The organism is Mesorhizobium sp. M4A.F.Ca.ET.020.02.1.1, assembly GCF_004022645.1.
Lineage (GTDB): Bacteria > Pseudomonadota > Alphaproteobacteria > Rhizobiales > Rhizobiaceae > Mesorhizobium.
Genome location: NZ_RZOI01000041.1, coordinates 1 through 18,433, shown reverse-complemented (window position 1 = coordinate 18,433; position 18,433 = coordinate 1). Strand labels below are relative to the sequence as shown.

The following is an 18,433-nucleotide window of genomic DNA, read 5'->3' as shown; positions in this document are numbered from 1 at the left end:
CACCCCGGATGAAGGCATGGCCTGGCTCACCGCGCTTGGCCGGCGCGGCGGCGAGATCATCCTCGTTTGGCACTATCTGACCTTCGACCTCCTGTTCCCGGCGCTCCTGTCGCTGACCCTGCTCAGCCTCCTTCTGGTCACCGGGCGCCGGCTGGCCAAATTCCGGACGATGGCCGCCCCCGCCCAGTCGCTGTTGGCCCTCGTGCTCGTGCTGCCCTATACGCTGGCCGACTACGCGCAGAATCTCGCCGTGGCGCGGCTGCTGTCCGATTTCCAGTCGGCCAATCCCGATTCGCTCGCCTTCGCCTCGGCCCTGACCGTCACCAAATTCGCGCTGCTGGCGATCCCCGTGAGCGTCATAGCGGTCTTCTACCTGGCGGATCAGCGACAGGCCGGGCAGGGCGGCGAGCAGCCGTGAGCCAGACCGCGATCTTCTGGCCGATGCTGGCGCACGTTCTGCTGGTCTATATTGTCTATCTCGTGATGGCCCGGCGCCGGTACTTTGCCGTCAAGTCAGGCGAGGCAAAGGTCGGCCAGTACAAGGTCCGCACCACCGAGCCGGCCTCCTGCGTCACCGTCGCCAACAATCTGATCAATCAGTTCGAATTGCCGGTGCTGTTTCACGCGCTGTGCCTGGCGCTGTTCATGACCAACGGCGTCAACTATTTGACGCTTACGCTGGCGTGGATATTCATCCTGTCGCGCTACGCCCACGCCTGGGTGCATCTCAGCAGCAACAACCTGCGCCACCGCAGCTCCGTCTTCTTCTTCGGCGCGGTGGTTCTACTGCTGGCCTGGGTGTTGTTCGCGTTGCACCTTCTTGGGGCGGGCTGAATCGACCTTGGCTCACTTTCTCCCCTTGTGGGAGAAGGTGACCGAGCAAGGCTCGGTCGGATGAGGGTGTCGGACGGAGTGAAGCGCTGGCGACGCAAGTGCTTAAAATCGCTCGATTTTGCTACATCGCATTTCTTCCAGCCATCCGTCTCGGCGCTGCGCGGCGATCCATCTTGGGGAGAAGGGAAGATGCTACAGGTCGAACAGCGCAATCTTGCGCTTGTCGAACTTAATGCCGATCTCGCCGCGCACCAGCTTCAGCGCCTGTTCGCCGAACACCGCCCGCCGCCAGCCCTGAAGAGCCGGCACATCGGCATCCTCGCCCTCGGCCGCGATGCGGTCGATATCGTCGCTGGAGGCGAGCACCTTCGAGGCGACGCCTTCCTTTTCGGCGATCATGCGCAAGAGCACCTTGAGCAGCTCCGCCGCGGCACTCGAACCTTCGGGCGGCTGGAACGTCTTCGGCAGCTTCGGCATCGCCTCCCTGGGCAGGGCAAGCGCGGTGGTGACGGCGCCCAGCAGCGCCGTTGCGGTCGCCGAGCGCTCCCAACCTTTCGGCGTGGTGCGCAGCCGGCCGAGCGCGGTGGAATCGCGCGGCGCCTGCTGCGCGATCTCATAGATGGCATCGTCCTTCAGCACCCGGCCGCGCGGCACGTCGCGCTCGCGCGCTTCGCGTTCGCGCCAGGCGGCGACCGCCTGCACGATCGCCAGCTCCTGCGGCTTGCGCAGCCGCATCTTCAGACGCTTCCAGGCATCCTCGGGGTGCGGATCGTAGGTCTGGCGCGAGGTCAGCACCTCCATTTCCTCGTTGAGCCAATGGGCGCGGTTCTCGCGCTTGAGCTCGGCGCTGAGCTTCCTGTAGACCTCAATCAGATGGGTCACGTCGGCGAGCGCGTAGTCGAGCTGCTTGTCGGAGAGCGGCCGGTGGCGCCAGTCAGTGAAACGCGAGGATTTGTCGAGCCGGGCACCGGTGATGCGCTGCACCAGCTGGTCGTAGGAGACGCTGTCGCCGAAGCCGCAGACCATCGCCGCCACCTGGGTGTCGAACACCGGGTGCGGCATGAGATCGCCGAGATGGACGATGATTTCGATGTCCTGGCGCGCGGCGTGGAAGACCTTGACCACGGCCTCGTTGGCCATCAGCCGGAAGAACGGTTTCAGGTCGATGTCGGGCGCGAGCGGGTCGATCAGCGCGGTCAGGCCGGGCGAGGCCATCTGGATCAGGCACAGGATCGGCCAAAATGTCGTCTCGCGGATGAACTCGGTATCGACGGTGACGAATTCCGACTTTTCGAACGCGGCGATGGCGCTCTCGAGCTCAGCTTGGGTGGTGATGACGTGCATCAAATCGCTTTTAAGAACAAATTAGGTCCCTTTCAATTTCAGCCGCGGGCGCTTTCGTCAAGCCGCCGCAAGGTCATGGCTCGCTCGATCCATCGGAATCGCCGCTGCGCCGCGCCAGCCGCGCGAACACCGTCGATGTGCGCAAGAGCGCGGTGAATGGGCTGCGTCTGTCGGCCGGCACGCCGGAGCGCACCTGCATGCGGTAGAGGATGACGAGGATCAGCACCGCATAGACGACGGCGCTGAACACAAACAGGGCGCCCGGTCCGAAATATTGCATCGCCGCCGAGGCCGCGAACGGGCCGCCGATGGCGCCGAAGGAGTAGAACAGCATCAGCGCCGCGTTGATCAGCACGAACTCGCCCTTGTCGGCGCGGTCGTTGGCATGCGCCGCGGACAGCGAAAAGAGCGGCATGGCGAAACTGCCGAAGATGAAGACGATGACGAAGTTGAGGAAAGGGTCGGCGCCGGCCACGAACACCAGTGCCAATGCCGCCACCATGGCGCAGCAGGTTGTCGCCAGCAGCACCGAGCGCCGGTCCCGGCGGTCGGAGAGATAGCCGAGCGGATACTGGATGAGAGCGCCGCCGAAGATGCCGACGCTGACGAAGGTCACGACATCGGCGACCGACATGCCGATCTGCTCGGCATAGACGGGCGAGAGCGTGCGGAAGGCGCTATTGGTGACGCCGACCGCGATGCAGCCGATCGAGCCGAGCGGCGAGATGCGCCAGACGCGCGGCAGGTCGAGCTTGACGTCTTCCGGCGGCGTCGGGTTGGAGCGGTCGCCGAGCGAGACCGGCACCAGCGACAGCGTGATCATCATCGACATGATGGCGAAGATGGCAAAGCCGCCGGCGCCGAAGATCGGGATCAGGAACTGCGCGCTGGTGACCGAGCCGATGTCGACCATGCGGTAGATGGCAAGCACGCGCGCGCGGTCCTTGTTGGTGACGCCGGAGTTGAGCCAGGCTTCCATCACCGTGAACAGGCCGGCGAAGCAGAACCCGCCGGCAAAGCGCACCGCGCACCACATGATAGGATCGATGACCAGCACAAGGAGCAGCGTGCCGGCCGAGGCGGTGGCGGCGAGCGCCGAGAAGGTCCTGACATGGCCGACTGCCTTCAGGATGCGGGTGACGGCCAGGCAGCCGAGCAGGAAGCCGGCGAAATAGAAAGTGCCCATAAGGCCGATGACGGGGGCGGAAAAGCCCTCCTGCGCGCCGCGCAGCGCGATCAGCGTGCCCTGCAGTCCATTGCCGCCGAGCAGGATACCGGCGGCAATGAGGAGCGGGATAAGCGGGCGGATCGAGGACATGAGGGGAAGGCAATCACACGTTGGGGATCCTTCTTGGACCATCGCCACCGCCAATGCCAGCGGCAATTCCGGGAGAGCAGCGGGCCAGTGGCGACCCGCGGCGCTCTCGCTGGAGTTTCAGCGCGGAGAGGCGTCGCTTGCGGTCACGGAATGACAAGCGTCTTGGAACGCGTGCCTCTGCGCCAATTCAGATCGGCAACAAGGCGTCGGGTTTCACATTGGCGATCGAAGCGTAGGTGTGCGTTTCCCGGACCCCCGGCAGCGGCAGGATGACCCGCTGCAGGAAATCCTGGAACATTGCCATGTCGGCGATGCGCGCCTTGACCAGGTAGTCGAAGCCGCCAACCACCATGTGGCATTCGATGATCTCGGGCGCCCGCAACACAGCCTCGGCGAAGCGGTCGAAGACATGCGGCGCTGTATGGTCGAGCCGAACCTCGATGAAGACAAGTTGCGCCTTGCCGATCTTGGCCGGGTCGAGGACGGCCCGCACCGCCCGGATGAAGCCTTCGCTGAACAGCCGCCTGATGCGCTGCGAGGCGCCCGTCGGCGACAGCCCGACCCGGCGGGCGAGGTCGAGCGTGGTGCGGCGGCCATCCTCCTGCAACAAACGCAGCAACGAGCGGTCGATACGGTCGAGATCGTCCATTTCAGTACTCACACTTTTTGGCCAAGTATTGCGTGATAGTCACGCGGAAATGGTCAAAACAGCATATTTCATCACGCTGTCAGGTGGCAATATCGTTCATGGGCAACTCAACCAGACCAGGGCAAGACCCCATGACATCAGCCATTTCGAACTACCGCAACGCCCACGCCAAGGGTGACACGCCGGTGCGCATATTGAGCGAGGCCGAGGTGAAAGCCTGCATCGACCTCCGCCGGCTTCTCGACGTACTGGCGGACGGCTTCCAGGCGCTGTCTGGCGGCAAGGTCGTCAATCCGGCGCGGCCCCAGCTCGACATTCCGCAGGCCGGCTATTCGCTGGCGATGCCGGCCTGGATGGCGGGCATGCATCTGACGGTGAAGATCGTCAACGTATTCGAGGGCAATATCGCCAGAGGCATCCCAAGCCATCTCGCCACCATCCATCTGTTCGACCCGCAGACGGGATTGCCGGTCTGCGTCATGGATGGCACCTACATCACCGCCGTGCGCACTTCCGGCTCGGCCGTGCTCTCGGTGCGCGAACTGGCCCGGCGCGACGTCAAGGTCGCGACTGTGGTGGGCGCCGGCGTCCAGGCCGGCCAGCACCTGCGCCTTCTGCCACTGGTCCGCGACTTCGCCGAGATCCGCATTGTCTCGAAGGAGTTCGCGGATGCGCAGGCGCTTGCGGCGCTACATCCGGGTATTGTTGCCGTCAGCGATATCGAGGCCGCGGTGCGCTCGTCGGATGTTGTCTGCCTGGCAACGCATTCCTTTGAGCCGGTGATTTCGGCCCAATGGGTGCGGCCCGGCACGCATGTCTCGTCGATCGGCGTCGCGCCACCCGGTGGCGAATTGCCGGTCGAGCTTGTCGGCAAGGCCAGCCTTTTCGTCGAGACAAGCGATGCATTTGCCCCGACGCCGGTCGGTTCCTGTGAACTGGCTGGCATCGATCCGGAAACCGGAGCCGAACTTGGCGAGATACTGCTCGGGGCGCGGCCGGGCCGGGTTAGCGCCGACCAGATCACCGTCTACAAGGCAATGGGCGTTGCCATGGAGGACATGGTGGCGGCCGACCTGGCTTACCGCGAGGCGATCCGCCGGGGACTCGGGGCTGTTGCATCGCTGTAAAGGGTGGCCGCCGCGACGCGCCACACGTGTGCGAGCGCATCGGCTGACAACGGAAGTGCCGCTCACGCCTCGCCGGCTTGCGGCAGCATCTTCCGCGCCGGATCGGGCGCTTCGTCCGCCGGCGCGGCCGACTTGGCCGGCCGCCGGCCAAGCGAGCCGGCGGTCAGCAGGCTGAGCACGATGAACGGGATGCCGATGCCGAAGGCCGAGCGGATGCCCCAATGATCCGAGACGAAGCCGAGCAGCGGCGGGCCGAGCAGGAAGGCGACGAAGGAGATCTGCGACAACGCCGCGACGTTAATCGCCGCGGAGCGGTCCGTGCGCTGCGCGGCGGCGGAGATCGCCAGCGGGAAGATGGCGCTTGTGCCGATGCCCAGAAGCGCAAAACCCAGCATCGAGACAGCCGGCGCAGGCGAGAAAAAGACGATGAGCACGCCCGCGGCCATTGTCGCCAGCAGCACGCGTGCCACGCCGCTTGGCGAATGGCGGTCGACGAAACTGTCGGCGAAGAAGCGCGTCGTCGCCTGCGAAAACGCAAACAGCGCCACCGTGCAGCCGGCGACGAAGGGACCCGTGTCGAACACGGTGCGCATGTAGATCGCCGACCAGTCGATACTGGCGCCTTCCAGCAGCATCGCCGACAGTGTCACCGCGACGAGGACCAGGATCGGCAATGTCGGCCGCGCGAACATGGGCGCGGCATCGCCGGTGCCGGTTTGACGGGCGGGCGCCGGCTCGTAGCCACCGAGAAAGAGCATCATCGACAGGCCCACCATCGGCACGACGACGGCGAGATGGAGTTGTGGCGACAGTCCGAGATGCGCGAGCGCGCCGCCGAACAGCCCGGCACCGAAGAAGCCCATGCTCCAGAACGAGTGCGCCCGGTTCATGATCCGGCGTCCGAGCAGGAACTCGGTCCTGTCAGCCTCGACGTTGAGAATGATCTCGACGCTGCCGATCATAAGGCCGACCGGAAGCAGCATCAGGAACAGCGCAAGCGGTCCCGGCGCGTGCACCGCGATGGCATAGGCGAGCGCGATGAGCGGCACCAGGCCGAGCAGCGCGCGGCGGAAGCCGACGCGTTCAAGCACCGGCGCCGCCAGCGTCAGCGCCGTCAAGGTGCCGATCGGCGTTCCGATCAGGCTGAGCCCGAGCGTGCCGTCCTCGATCTCCATGGCGCGCTTGATGTCGGGGAGCCGCGGGAAGATGTTGCCCATGGCGAAGGAATAGATCGCGAACCCGGCATAGACGCGGTGTTGAGGGGCAAGGCTGAGACCAAAACGCATCGTGGTGCTTTCAATGAAAGTGGGTCGACGGCTGGCTTGTCCAGCAGTCCGACAAGGCTCACTCCTTGCACAAACGTGCAAAACATGCAAGAACGTGCAGAACAAAAACAGGATCATGCAATGCTGACCGATCAACGACAGCAGATCATCCGCGACCGTCTTGCGGCCGAGGGGAGGGTGCTGGCCGGAGAACTGGCGAGCCACTTCGGCGTTTCCGAGGATACGGTCCGCCGCGATCTCAGGGAGCTGGCGAAAGCGGGCAAGTGCCGCCGCGTCTATGGCGGCGCGGTCGCATCGGCACCTTTGGCCGCGGCAACAGTCAGCCAGCGCAGCGGGCACGCGGTCGAGGAGAAGATGCGGCTGGCGAGCGCGGCAGTGAGGCTGCTTTCCGCCGGACAGAGTCTGTTCATAGATGGCGGCACCACCAACGCGGCGATAGCCAGGGCCATTCCGCGCGAGCTCGAGCTGACCATCGCCACCAATTCGCTGGATGTCGCCTCGGCGCTGTCCGATCATCCGTCGGTCGCGTTGATCGTGCTCGGCGGCAGGTTCGTCCGCGACCTCGGAACCTGCGTCGGCGCCGATACGCTGGCGGCCGTCTCGCAGCTTGGCGCCGATCTATGTTTCCTGGGCTCCTGCGGCCTCGACGCCGCGCGCGGCGTGACGGCCTTCGATTCGGCCGAGGCCGAGGTGAAGCGCGCTATGGCCAGGAACAGCGCCGGCCTTGTCATCGCCGTCACCAACGACAAGCTGGCGACAGCGGCGCCCTACCGCGTCGCCAAGCCCGAAGCGATCCGCCATCTGGTGGTCGAAAAGACCGCGCCGGCCGCGATCCTCGCCGATTTCGAACGCCAGGGTGCTGAAATCCATTTCGCGTGAGAGGCCAAAGCGGCACGCCTGTGTGGCTGGTGGCGTCTCAGTCCAAAAACTAGCTGGCGATCATCATCGCTTGTAGTTGTTGCCGATCCTCTGTGGACCACTGGCTTGGGTCTTCCCCATGCGCGGACTTCGCGTGAAGCTCAACGTGCTGCATGACTTCTTCCGCGCTTTCTGCCGTAAACCTCCCCGGACAGGCTTCCATCCCGGGATAGTCCTTGCACCGATACGTGTACGCCATCGCTGCCTCCATCTTAGGAACATCTAATGGAGCGACCGCCTGCGGCCTTTGTCAACCGGCTCTGCAATTTCAACCGAGACACTACCGCGTGACCGCTTGCCTTGACAAAACCGGCCTCCCATGCGCTTTTCGCGCCAATTTTCGAGGCGGGCCTTCGGTCCGCAATCAGCATCCGGACTTCATCCATGACAATGCATCGTTACCGCAGCCATACCTGTGCCCAATTGAGAAAGAGCGACGTCGGAAATTCCGTTCGGCTGTCGGGCTGGGTGCATCGCGTGCGCGACCATGGCGGCCTGCTGTTCATCGACCTGCGCGACCATTACGGCCTGACCCAGATCGTCGCCGATCCGGATTCGCCGGCCTTCAAGATCGCCGAGACCGTGCGCGGCGAATGGGTCATCCGCGTCGACGGCGAGGTCAAGGCGCGCCTGCCGGAGACGGTGAACGCCAACCTGCCGACCGGCGAGATCGAGATTTTCGCGCGCGAGATCGAGGTGCTGTCGGCGGCCAAGGAACTGCCGCTGCCGGTGTTCGGCGAGCCTGACTACCCGGAAGACATCCGCCTTAAATACCGCTTCCTCGACCTGCGCCGCGAGACGCTGCACAGGAACATCGTGGCGCGCACAAAGGTCATCGCCGAGATGCGCAAGCGCATGGGCGAGGTCGGCTTCACCGAATTCTCGACGCCGATCCTGACCGCGTCCTCGCCCGAAGGCGCGCGCGACTTCCTGGTGCCGTCGCGCATCCATCCCGGCACCTTCTACGCCCTGCCGCAGGCGCCGCAGCAGTACAAGCAGCTGATCATGGTCTCGGGCTTCGACCGCTATTTCCAGATCGCGCCGTGCTTCCGCGACGAGGATCCGCGCGCCGACCGTCTGCCCGGCGAATTCTACCAGCTCGACCTCGAAATGAGCTTCGTCGAGCAGGACGATGTGCTGTCGACCATGGAGCCGGTGCTTCGCGAAGTGTTCGAGAGCTTCGCCGCCGGCAAGCCGGTGACGCAGAAATTCCGCCGCATCCCCTATGACGAGGCGATGCGCACCTACGGCACCGACAAGCCGGACCTGCGCAACCCGATCGAGATGCAGGCCGTATCGGATCATTTCCGCGAGTCCGGCTTCAAGGTGTTCGCCAACATCCTGGCCAATGATCCGAAGGCCGAGGTCTGGGCCATTCCGGCCAAGACCGGCGGCAGCCGCGCCTTCTGCGACCGCATGAATTCGTGGGCGCAGGGCGAGGGCCAGCCGGGCCTCGGCTACATCTTCTGGCGCAAGGAAGGCGACAAGCTCGAAGGCGCCGGTCCGATCGCCAAGAACATCGGCGAGGTGCGCACCGAGGCGGTCCGCCAGCAGCTTGGCTTGGCCGACGGCGACGCCGCCTTCTTCGTCGCCGGCGACCCGAAGAAATTCGTCTCCTTCGCCGGTGCCGCGCGCACCCGCGCCGGCGAGGAACTGAACCTCGTCGACCGCGACCGTTTCGAGCTTTGCTGGATCGTCGACTTCCCGTTCTTCGAATGGAACGAGGAAGAGAAGAAGATCGACTTCGCCCACAATCCGTTCTCCATGCCGCAGGGCGGCATCGAGGCGCTGGGCGGCGAGGATCTGCTCGGCATCAAGGCGTTCCAGTACGACATGGTCTGCAACGGCTTCGAGATCGCCTCCGGCGGCATCCGCAACCATCTGCCGGAGACCATGGTCAAGGCCTTCGAGACGGTCGGGCTCGACCGCGCCACCGTCGAGGAGCGCTTCGGCGGCCTCTATCGCGCCTTCCAGTATGGTGCGCCGCCGCATGGCGGCATGGCGGCCGGCATCGACCGCATCGTGATGCTCTTGGTCGGCGCCAAGAACCTGCGCGAGGTCACCATGTTCCCGATGAACCAGCAGGCCTACGACCTTCTGATGAACGCGCCCTCGGAAGCCACGCCGCAGCAATTGCGCGAACTGTCGCTGCGCGTCGCCGTGGCAAAGAAGGACTGACGGCAGCGTTGCAACTGCTCTTTCTCCCCGTCTCTGTACGGGGAGAAATGTCCGGCAGGACAATGAGGGGCAGCGCGGACGTCGGTGATTTGCGAGCGGTCGTGGCAGCTGAAGCCTTCTGACAGGCAATCGGGTCAGAAACTGAATTTCATATTTGCAGGCGTCGGCGCTGCCCCTCATCCGCCTGCCGGCACCTTCTCCCCGTATCACGGGGAGAAGGCAGCTAGTCCGATCAGTCCTCGTTCGCCTTGACCTTGACGCCAAGCGTCTTCGGCAGGTCGAGCGGGTTCGACATCGCTCCGGCCATGATCAGCGCGAACGGCACCGCAGCCGGTGGCTCGGCCGAAATCTCCAGACTCTTCGGATCGTCGAGATATTTGCCGACCGCAGCCGTTACCTCGGCCGTCAGCTCAGGATTGTTGAGCTGGGCCATGCCGAACGGCACGATCGCCTTGGCCTGATTGGCGATGTCCTTGCCCGACATGCCCTGCTGCTTTCCAACATAGTCCAGCACCTTGTTGGTCAGCGAATCGTCGTCGAAGCGGATCGAGGCGCTGTTGAACGAAAGCTGCTGCAACAGGCCGAGCATGGCCATGCCCTGCGCCGAATTGTCGGCGCCTTCGGGCTGCGCGGCCATCTTCTTCTGCATCTCTTGCAGCGACTTGATGAAGTCGAGCGTATAGCCGCCGAGGCCGAAGGTCATGCCGAGCTTGCCGGCATTGTCGACCGCAATGTCGTATTTCGACAGCTCCATCTTGCCGTCCGCCGGCTGCCACGTGCCGGCGATGTCGATATTGCCCGAAATGTTCTGGTATCCGAGCGCTTCGATGGCCTCCTTGGACTTGGGGTCTTCGACCAGGGTCAGGTCGGCATTGAACTTTTCCGTCGTGCCGGAAAATTCCATCGCCTTGCCGTCCTCCGGCGGGCTGACCTCGATGGCAAGTCCGTCCATCGAGAAGGCGGTCTTGTCGGCAACCTTGACCGTCATGTTGGAGAGCTCGGCCGACTTGTACATCATCAGCGAGCCGAGCGGGCCAGTGGCGCCTTCGGCCGGCACCGTCATGTCATGGATCACGAACGGGCTGAGCGACAGCGTGACGCCGTCCTTGCTGTGCTCGAGGGCCGCGGTCGAGACGGTTTCGATGTCATAGCCGCCATCGGCTTCGCTGACGCCTTCGAGCTTGACGTCGCCGATGGTCAGCGGCTCCTTCTCGCCGGCCGGCTTCACGGCCACGCCCTGCAGCACCATGTTGGACTCGTCGCCACTCACCCCGGTCCAGGAGATGTCGACGCCCTGGGCGGCAAGCGCCGCCTTGAGGCGATCGGCGACGGCGGTGTCCTGCGCGAAGGCGGCATTGAGCGGCAGCGTCAGCAGGAAGGTCGAGAAAGCCAGTTTCTTGAGAGTTGAGCGTTGGAATGTCATCACGAAGTCCCCTGAGAGTTGTCCTGAAATTGCTTCTTGATCCTATGCGCCATCACCATTCCGCGACGAACTGGACGGGAAAAAGGTGTCTCCCGGCACAATGGTCGAAAATCACGGTGAAAGGCAAATGGCGGGCCGACCTCATCGCTTGAAGCGGTGAATTTGTCATGAAGATCGGGTTTCCATGCGGCATCGCCCTGCCATAGACAGGGCGTGTAACAGGTTGATGTTGGCTGGCGCCGTCATGCGGGCAATCGATGTTGCAGTTGGGCCGCAAATTGGCCGGCGAGCGTCGCCAATTCCGTGAAATCCGTCACACCCGTGGGCTTGAGAGGCGCGGATTAGGCCAGCCGGCGCTTGCCGCGAATCACCCGCTCGGCTAGTGCAAACCCATGGGAAAAAGGCTTTTGCCGCCTTCGGATGGCGGCGGTGACCATATCGAACCGGTCGATCTGAAGAAGGCGCTCGAGGAGCGCTATCTCGCCTATGCGCTGTCGACCATCATGCACCGGGCATTGCCGGATGTGCGCGACGGGCTGAAGCCCGTCCATCGCCGCATCATGCATGCCATGCGGCTGCTGAGACTCAACCCCGACCAGGGCTTCGCTAAATGCGCGCGTATCGTCGGCGAGGTGATGGGCAAGTTTCATCCGCATGGCGACCAGTCGATCTATGACGCGCTGGTGAGGCTGGCGCAGGATTTCTCGATGCGCTACCCGCTCGTCGACGGGCAGGGTAATTTCGGCAATATCGACGGCGATAACGCCGCCGCCATGCGCTACACCGAAGCGCGCATGACCGATGTGGCGACGGAGCTGCTCGCCGGCATCACCGAGGATGCCGTCGACTACCGCCCGACCTACAATGAGGAGGACGAGGAGCCGGTCGTGCTGCCCGGCGCCTTCCCCAACCTGCTCGCCAACGGCTCGTCCGGCATTGCAGTCGGCATGGCGACCTCGATCCCGCCGCACAATGCCGCCGAGCTCTGCGACGCGGCGTTGCATCTGATCGAGAATCCCGACGCGCCGGTGACCGCGCTGATGGACTTCGTCCAGGGCCCGGATTTCCCGACCGGCGGCATCATCGTCGATAGCCGCGCATCGATCCTCGAAGCCTATGAAACCGGCCGCGGCGGCTTCCGCGTCAGGGCGAAATGGGGCCAGGAGGACCAGGGCAGGGGCACCTGGAGCATCGTCGTCACCGAGATCCCCTATGGTGTCCAGAAGGCCAGGCTGATCGAGAAGATCGCCGAGCTTCTGATGGCGCGCAAATTGCCGCTGCTCGAAGACATCCGCGACGAGAGCGCCGAGGATATCCGCATCGTGCTGGTGCCGAAGAGCCGCAGCGTCGATCCCGGCATTCTGATGGAATCGCTGTTCAAGCTGACCGAGCTCGAAAGCCGCTTCCCGCTCAACATGAACGTGCTGTCGCGCGGCAAGGTGCCGAACGTGCTGTCGCTGAAGGGCGTGCTCAAGGAATGGCTGGAGCATCGCCGCGACGTACTCATCCGCCGCTCGAAGCACCGCCTCGGCGAGATCGAGAAGCGCCTCGAGATTCTCGCCGGCTATCTGATCGCCTACCTCAACATCGACGAGGTGATCAGGATCATCCGCGAGGAGGATGAGCCCAAGCAGGTGATGATGGCCCGCTGGTCGCTCACCGACACCCAGGCCGAAGCCATCCTCAACATGCGCCTGCGCGCCTTGCGCAAGCTGGAAGAGATCGAGATCCGCAAGGAGTTCGACGGGCTCACCGCCGAGAAGAAGCAGATCGAGGCGCTGCTGGCGTCCAACGCCAAGCAGTGGGCGACGATCACGTGGGAAGTCACCAGCATCCGCGACAAGTTCGGGCCCGAGACCGAGCTCGGCAGGCGCCGCACCCAGTTCGCCGACGCGCCCGAGCACGACCTGACCGACATCGCGCACGCCATGATCGAGCGCGAGCCGGTCACCGTCGTCGTCTCCGAGAAGGGATGGCTGCGGGCGATGAAGGGTCATCTGACCGACCATTCGCAGTTCACCTTCAAGGAAGGCGACAGCCTCAAGCTAGCCTTCCACGCCCAGACCACCGACAAGATCCTGGTCTTCACCACCGGCGGCAAGTTCTACACCATCGGCGCCGACCGGCTGCCGGGCGGGCGCGGCCATGGCGAGCCGATCCGCATCATCGTCGACATGGAGAACGACCAGGACATCGTCACCGCATTCGTCCACGATCCGAAGCGCAAGCTGCTTCTGGTTTCCTACGACGCCAACGGCTTCATCGTTCCGGAGGAAGAGGTCGTCGCCAACACCCGCAAGGGCAAGCAGGTGATGAACGTCAAGGCGCCCGACGAGGCCAAGCGCTGCATTCCGCTCTCAGGCGACCACCTCGCCATCGTCGGCGAGAACCGCAAGATGCTGGTGTTCCCGCTTGCCGAGATCCCGGAGATGGCGCGCGGCAAGGGCGTGCGCTTGCAGAAATACAAGGATGGCGGCGTCCTGGACATCAAGCCGTTCACGCTGGAGACAGGTCTGTCGTGGCAGGATTCGGCCGACCGCACCTTCACCCGCTCGCGCGAGGAACTGGCCGAATGGATCGGCGCCCGCGCCGCCGCCGGCCGCATGGTGCCGAAGGGTTTCCCGAGGACGGGGAAGTTCGGGTAGCGGAAGCGCCCAACCTTCTCCCCTTGTGGGAGAAGGTGGACGAGCGAAGCTCGGCCGGATGAGGGGGTGTTGGAAGGATCGCTGCCTCTCGAATGTAAGCGCTTCAAATCCTTGAATCTCTTGACGTCGCGTTTCTTCCAGCACCCCTCATCCGTCTCGGCGCTGCGCGCCGATCCACCATCTCCCACAAGGGGAGAAGGAAAAGCCTCCGCCCAATCATTTGGACTATCGTCACGATTGCTGCACTATGATGGTGCATAAGCAACCCGGGCAGGGGAGAAATGCACGTTTGAAGCAGGCTGAGATCCAGAAACCGGGGCAGCGGCTGTTCGGCCTGTCGACGCCGCTCAGGGCCGCCGTCATCCCGCCGCTGTCGGCGGCGCGCTGGCTGCTGGTGCTGATCGTCGCCGCCGGCGTCTATTTCTTCCACGGTTTCCTGTTCCCGGTGCTGGCGGCGCTGGTCATCGCTTTCGCCAGCTGGCCGCTCTACCGGCGCCTGCTCACCGCCGTCGGCGGCAACCGCACGATTGCCGCAACCTTCGCCATCCTCTTCATCCTCACCTTCCTGGTGGTGCCGATCGCGCTTGCCGGCACCTACGCCATCAATGAGCTGCGCGAATGGGTCGGCTGGGCGATCGAGACCAACCGCCACGGCGCGGTGACGCCGCAATGGATCGCCACCATGCCCATTATCGGTGAGTGGCTGAACGAGCAGTGGACGACCAATCTCGGCCATCCCGGCGGCATCGGCGAGCTGATCCAATTGGTCAGCGGCGCCAATATCGGCAGTATCTATCGCGGCGCGCTCGCCGCCGGCGGCAGCGCCTTCGGCCTGCTTTTGACGCTGCTGTTCATGATGATCGCGCTGTTCTTCGCCTATCGCGATGGCGAACATTTCGCCGCGCAGGTCGACCGCCTCGGCGAGCGCATCCTGCCGACCCGCTGGGAGCGGATCTCGCGCGTGGTGCCGGCGACGATCTCGTCCACCGTCACCGGCATGACCATCATCGCCATCGGCGAAGGAGTGGTGCTCGGCGTCGCCTACTGGCTGGCCGGCGTGCCGTCGCCGGTGACGCTTGGCGCATTGACCGGCATCATGGCGCTGATCCCCGGCGGCGCACCGCTCTCCTTCACCCTGGTGTCGATCTACCTTGCCGCCAGCGGCTCTCTGATGGCGGGGCTGGCGCTGTTCACCTGGGGCGCGGTCGAGCTCTTCATCGTCGACAAGACGCTGCGCCCCAAGCTGGTTGGCGGGCCGATCAAATTGCCTTTCCTGCCGACCTTTTTCGGCCTGATCGGCGGCGTCAAGACAATGGGCTTCCTCGGCCTGTTCATCGGCCCCGTGCTGATGGCGCTCCTGGTCGCGATCTGGCGCGAGTGGCTGCGCGAGGTCGAGCTGATGGACGATTCCGCCGCCACGGCGCTTGCGGAGAACAAGGACGGCCCGCCGCAGATCGAGATCGCCGCCGAAAAGAAGAAGCTTCAGACCGGGTGACTGACCGCCAGCGTGGCGCGGCGCTTGCGCCCCTCATGCAACTGCCACAGCGAATGGCCGACAAGCGTCACGATCAGCATCGCGCCGCCGATCAGGCTGTTGCGCGACGGGGTCTCGGCGAAGATCATCCAGACCCAGACCGGCGCCAGCACCGTTTCCAACAGGTAGAACATCGCCACTTCCGGCCCTGTGATGTATTTCGGCCCGTTGGCGAGGCAGAAGAAGGAGACCGGCATGATCACGGCGCCGTTGAAGATGATCCACCACGGCGCATCCACCTGAAAGCCGGTCTTCCAGACCATGAAGGCGGCGACGGTGAAGGGCAGCACCACGCCGATAAGCGAGGTGAAGCCCATGTCCTTGCCGCTGGCGCGTGAGATGGTGATCGCACAGGCGACGCAGAGCGCGGAGCACAGGGCCATGACGTCGCCGAACAGATATCCGCTACCGATGGAGTCGCCGACGATGATGGCGACGCCGAGGATCATCACCGCCAGCGCCACCAGCGTCAGCGGCCGTGGCCGTTCTTTCAGGAACAGCCAGGACAGCAACGCCGAGAACATGGTGGTGAAGGCGAGGATGAAGACGAGGTCGGCGGTCGAGGTGTTGTAGACGGCAGTGATGAAGGCGATCGAGCCGAGCCCGTAAAGCGTCGCCACCGCAAGCCCCGCCCGGCCGGGAACGAGTTGCGGCGCCCGGTCGCTCAGCGAGCGCCAGACCGTCCAGATGAGAATCCCGGCAAGGAAAGTTGTGCCGGTGCGCAGCAACAGGATCGTCCATGCCTCGCCATGGGCGAGCCTGATCAGCGGGATGTCGACGGTCAGCGTCAGGCCGCCAATGGCGGTAAGCAGGAGACCTTTCTGGTGGTCGTGGTGTGAGGACATGTCGGCAATTCTCGCAATGGAATTTGCAGGCGGACGGCCGGCCGCGCGATAGCGCATTCTCTCGCCGTTCGACGGCAAGACCAGCATCCCGCTGCTTGAAACAGTTTGCAGTGATTACGCAATTCCGGACGGAAAACCGCTACACACTTTTCCTGGAATTGCTTCTAGGTCGGGCTTGGAAAGGGTTAGTCAGCGCGTGACCGCTTCGTGGTCGTAGCGTTCCCAGCCTTTCGGGCCGAGATGCTCCTGCGGCATGAAACGCATTTTATAGCTCATCTTGCGTGAGCCGTTGACCCAGTAGCCGAGATAGACATGGGGCAGGCCCATGGCTCTCGCTCGGGCGATATGGTCGAGGATCATGAAGGTGCCGAGCGAGCGGTCCTCGAAGTCCGGATTGAAGTAGGAATAGACCATCGACAGACCGTCGGCCATCTTGTCGGTCAGCGCCACCGCGATCAGCTCGCCCTGGCCCTTGCCGGTGATGAAGGTGTCGGGGCCGCGCCGCCTGTATTCGATGATCTTGGTGTCGACATGGGTATCCTCGACCATCATGGCGTAGTCGAGCACCGTCATGTCCGACATGCCGCCGCGGCGGTGGCGGGCGTCGAGATAGGCGCGGAACAGCGAGTATTGCTCGGTCGAAGGCTGCGCGTCGTGCATGGCGCCGACGAGGTCGGCATTGTGCTGGATCACCCGCTTCATGTTGCGGCTGGCGGTGAACTCCTGCGCCAGGATGCGCACCGACACGCAGGCGCGGCAGGTTTCGCAGGCGGGCCGGTAAGCGATGTTCTGCGAGCGCCTGAAGCCACCTTGCGTCAACAGGTCGTTCATCTCGGGCGCCTTGTCGCCGACAAGGTGGGTAAACACCTTGCGCTCGAACTGGCCCTCCAGATACGGGCACGGCGACGGCGCGGTCAGGAAGAACTGCGGCGACTGGGTCGGATGCTGCGTCATCGAGTCTAGGAAACGCTCCTGCGAATCGCCTTACCTTTGGCCCGGTTGGCGAAAAATTCAACAGGATTATGAGGCGGCGGCCAACCGAAGTCCTTCATATTTGCGGATAAGCGCTCGCGCCGGCCTTCGGAGAGCGGCGTTAGTGGTCGGTGCGGCTGACCACTGTGCCAAGCAGCAGGTCGTGCAGCGTGCGCTTGCGGTCCGAAAACAGCGTCACCAAGAGCACCAGCGGCGTCAGAATGACGTTGCCGGCCCAGAACAGCACCGAATGCACGACGGCGGTCAGCCCATCTATGCGGCTGCCGTCGAGGCGGTCGAGCCGGATGCCCATCAGCTTCATGCCGGTGGTGGCCTGGTCGACGCTGCCCAGCGTGTTCCAGATGTAGAGGACGGCGACCGCCGGCACGAGCACCGAAAACAGCATCCAGCCAAGGCCGAGCGTCAGCAGTCCGAAGACGAACACCAGGATCGCGAACGGGATGGTGAGCAGCCCGATGACCAGGTAGTCGATCATGCAAGCCAGGATGCGCCGCGTGCGCACGCCGTCATAGGCGCGCACGTCGTCGAGCCTGCTGGTGATGATTTCGCCGTCAAGTACACGCGCGTTCATGTCATGTCCTCGTAACCGGGCCCGCGATAGGGTGCGGGCGATCCGCCATTGAAATGGTGAAAGCCGATGGCGGAATCAAGATCGTCGGTCGGGTTGCGACGTGCGGAGGTCGCTGAAGCGGTTGAATTCACGGCTCGGATGGCGTTAGCTTGCTGCGGCGCAGCAAGACGCCGAGGGGATGGGGCAATATGGACTATGACATGCTGGTCATCGGCAGCGGGCCTTCGGGACGCCGCGCCGCGGTGCAGTCGGCCAAGCTTGGCAAGTCGGTGCTGGTGGTCGACAGGGGGCGTCGCCTCGGCGGCGTCTCTGTGCACACCGGCACCATCCCGTCGAAGACACTGCGCGAGACGGTGCTCAACCTTTCAGGCTGGCGCGAGCGTGGCTTCTACGGTCGCGGCTACCGGGTCAAGCAGGACATCTCGGTCACCGACCTCATCGAGCGGCTGCACAAGACGCTCGACCACGAGGTCGAGGTGCTGCAGCACCAGTTCATGCGCAACGGCGTCAAAAGCGCGCGTTCCACAGCGAAATTCCTCGGCCCCAACAAGGTCAGCCTGACGAGCGACAATGGCGATTACAGCGAGGTCGGTTTCGCCAATGCGCTGATCGCCGTCGGCACCAGACCGCACCGGCCGCGCGACGTACCGTTCGACAAGAGCCGCGTCTTCGACAGCGACGAGATGCTGGAACTCAACCGGCTGCCGCGCACGCTGACCGTGATCGGCGCCGGCGTCATCGGCGTCGAGTACGCGACCATCTTTTCGG

17 protein-coding genes are annotated in these 18,433 nt (G+C 64.2%); 8 read left to right on the top strand and 9 right to left on the bottom strand.

Annotated features, from left to right (window positions below; genetic code table 11):
- On the top strand, window positions 1-418 hold a 418-nt coding region (locus EN742_RS05215), incomplete at its 5' end, for a hypothetical protein (RefSeq protein WP_128332513.1).
- On the top strand, window positions 415-834 hold the full coding sequence (locus EN742_RS05210; protein ID WP_127406605.1) for an MAPEG family protein: 420 nt from the start codon (window positions 415-417) through the stop codon (window positions 832-834). The genes EN742_RS05215 and EN742_RS05210, both read left to right, overlap by 4 nt.
- Window positions 835-1,026: 192 nt before the next feature.
- On the opposite strand, the gene rnd is transcribed toward EN742_RS05210, so the two are convergent.
- The 3 genes from rnd to EN742_RS05195 form a co-directional block, all read right to left on the bottom strand.
- Entirely contained in the window at window positions 1,027-2,178 is a 1,152-nt protein-coding gene (gene rnd / locus EN742_RS05205; RefSeq protein WP_126054983.1) for a ribonuclease D, read from the bottom strand.
- Between the two features lie 73 nt (window positions 2,179-2,251).
- Window positions 2,252-3,496, bottom strand: coding sequence for an MFS transporter (locus tag EN742_RS05200; protein ID WP_126054982.1), 1,245 nt, complete (start codon window positions 3,494-3,496; stop codon window positions 2,252-2,254).
- Between the two features lie 187 nt (window positions 3,497-3,683).
- Entirely contained in the window at window positions 3,684-4,145 is a 462-nt protein-coding gene (locus EN742_RS05195) for an Lrp/AsnC ligand binding domain-containing protein (protein ID WP_126054981.1), read from the bottom strand.
- Window positions 4,146-4,276: 131 nt separating this feature from the next.
- On the opposite strand from EN742_RS05195, the gene EN742_RS05190 reads away from it, so the two are divergent.
- Window positions 4,277-5,272, top strand: a complete 996-nt coding sequence (locus EN742_RS05190) for an ornithine cyclodeaminase family protein (RefSeq protein ID WP_245482356.1) — start codon at window positions 4,277-4,279, stop codon at window positions 5,270-5,272.
- Between the two features lie 62 nt (window positions 5,273-5,334).
- Here EN742_RS05190 and EN742_RS05185 read toward each other — a convergent pair whose 3' ends face one another.
- On the bottom strand, window positions 5,335-6,558 hold the full coding sequence (locus EN742_RS05185; RefSeq protein WP_126054980.1) for an MFS transporter: 1,224 nt from the start codon (window positions 6,556-6,558) through the stop codon (window positions 5,335-5,337).
- Window positions 6,559-6,678: 120 nt separating this feature from the next.
- Between EN742_RS05185 and EN742_RS05180 the strand changes: the two genes are divergently transcribed.
- On the top strand, window positions 6,679-7,437 hold the full coding sequence (locus EN742_RS05180) for a DeoR/GlpR family DNA-binding transcription regulator (protein ID WP_126054979.1): 759 nt from the start codon (window positions 6,679-6,681) through the stop codon (window positions 7,435-7,437).
- A gap of 49 nt (window positions 7,438-7,486) precedes the next feature.
- On the opposite strand, the gene EN742_RS05175 is transcribed toward EN742_RS05180, so the two are convergent.
- A complete protein-coding gene (locus tag EN742_RS05175; protein ID WP_126054978.1) occupies window positions 7,487-7,675 on the bottom strand; it encodes a DUF1059 domain-containing protein in 189 nt (62 codons plus the stop codon).
- A gap of 191 nt (window positions 7,676-7,866) precedes the next feature.
- Between EN742_RS05175 and aspS the strand changes: the two genes are divergently transcribed.
- Window positions 7,867-9,654, top strand: a complete 1,788-nt coding sequence (gene aspS, locus EN742_RS05170) for an aspartate--tRNA ligase (protein ID WP_189375183.1) — start codon at window positions 7,867-7,869, stop codon at window positions 9,652-9,654.
- Between the two features lie 232 nt (window positions 9,655-9,886).
- Here aspS and EN742_RS05165 read toward each other — a convergent pair whose 3' ends face one another.
- Window positions 9,887-11,077: a hypothetical protein gene (locus tag EN742_RS05165; protein WP_126054976.1), complete on the bottom strand. Its 1,191-nt coding sequence runs from the start codon at window positions 11,075-11,077 to the stop codon at window positions 9,887-9,889.
- A gap of 392 nt (window positions 11,078-11,469) precedes the next feature.
- Here EN742_RS05165 and parC point away from each other — a divergent pair, with 392 nt between their 5' ends.
- Both parC and EN742_RS05150 read left to right on the top strand, forming a co-directional pair.
- Complete coding sequence (gene parC, locus EN742_RS05160) at window positions 11,470-13,722, top strand: DNA topoisomerase IV subunit A (protein ID WP_126054975.1); 2,253 nt, start codon at window positions 11,470-11,472, stop codon at window positions 13,720-13,722.
- Window positions 13,723-14,011: 289 nt separating this feature from the next.
- A complete protein-coding gene (locus EN742_RS05150) occupies window positions 14,012-15,217 on the top strand; it encodes an AI-2E family transporter (RefSeq protein WP_128332511.1) in 1,206 nt (401 codons plus the stop codon).
- On the opposite strand, the gene EN742_RS05145 is transcribed toward EN742_RS05150, so the two are convergent.
- From EN742_RS05145 to EN742_RS05135, 3 genes are all read right to left on the bottom strand, one after another.
- Window positions 15,205-16,101, bottom strand: coding sequence for an EamA family transporter (locus EN742_RS05145; protein ID WP_126054973.1), 897 nt, complete (start codon window positions 16,099-16,101; stop codon window positions 15,205-15,207). The genes EN742_RS05150 and EN742_RS05145 overlap by 13 nt on opposite strands.
- Before the next feature lie 189 nt (window positions 16,102-16,290).
- A complete protein-coding gene (locus EN742_RS05140; RefSeq protein ID WP_126054972.1) occupies window positions 16,291-17,055 on the bottom strand; it encodes an arginyltransferase in 765 nt (254 codons plus the stop codon).
- A gap of 139 nt (window positions 17,056-17,194) precedes the next feature.
- On the bottom strand, window positions 17,195-17,665 hold the full coding sequence (locus EN742_RS05135) for an RDD family protein (RefSeq protein ID WP_128332510.1): 471 nt from the start codon (window positions 17,663-17,665) through the stop codon (window positions 17,195-17,197).
- Window positions 17,666-17,853: 188 nt separating this feature from the next.
- Here EN742_RS05135 and EN742_RS05130 point away from each other — a divergent pair.
- Window positions 17,854-18,433: FAD-dependent oxidoreductase (locus EN742_RS05130; protein ID WP_128332514.1), on the top strand; the 580-nt coding region annotated here is incomplete at its 3' end.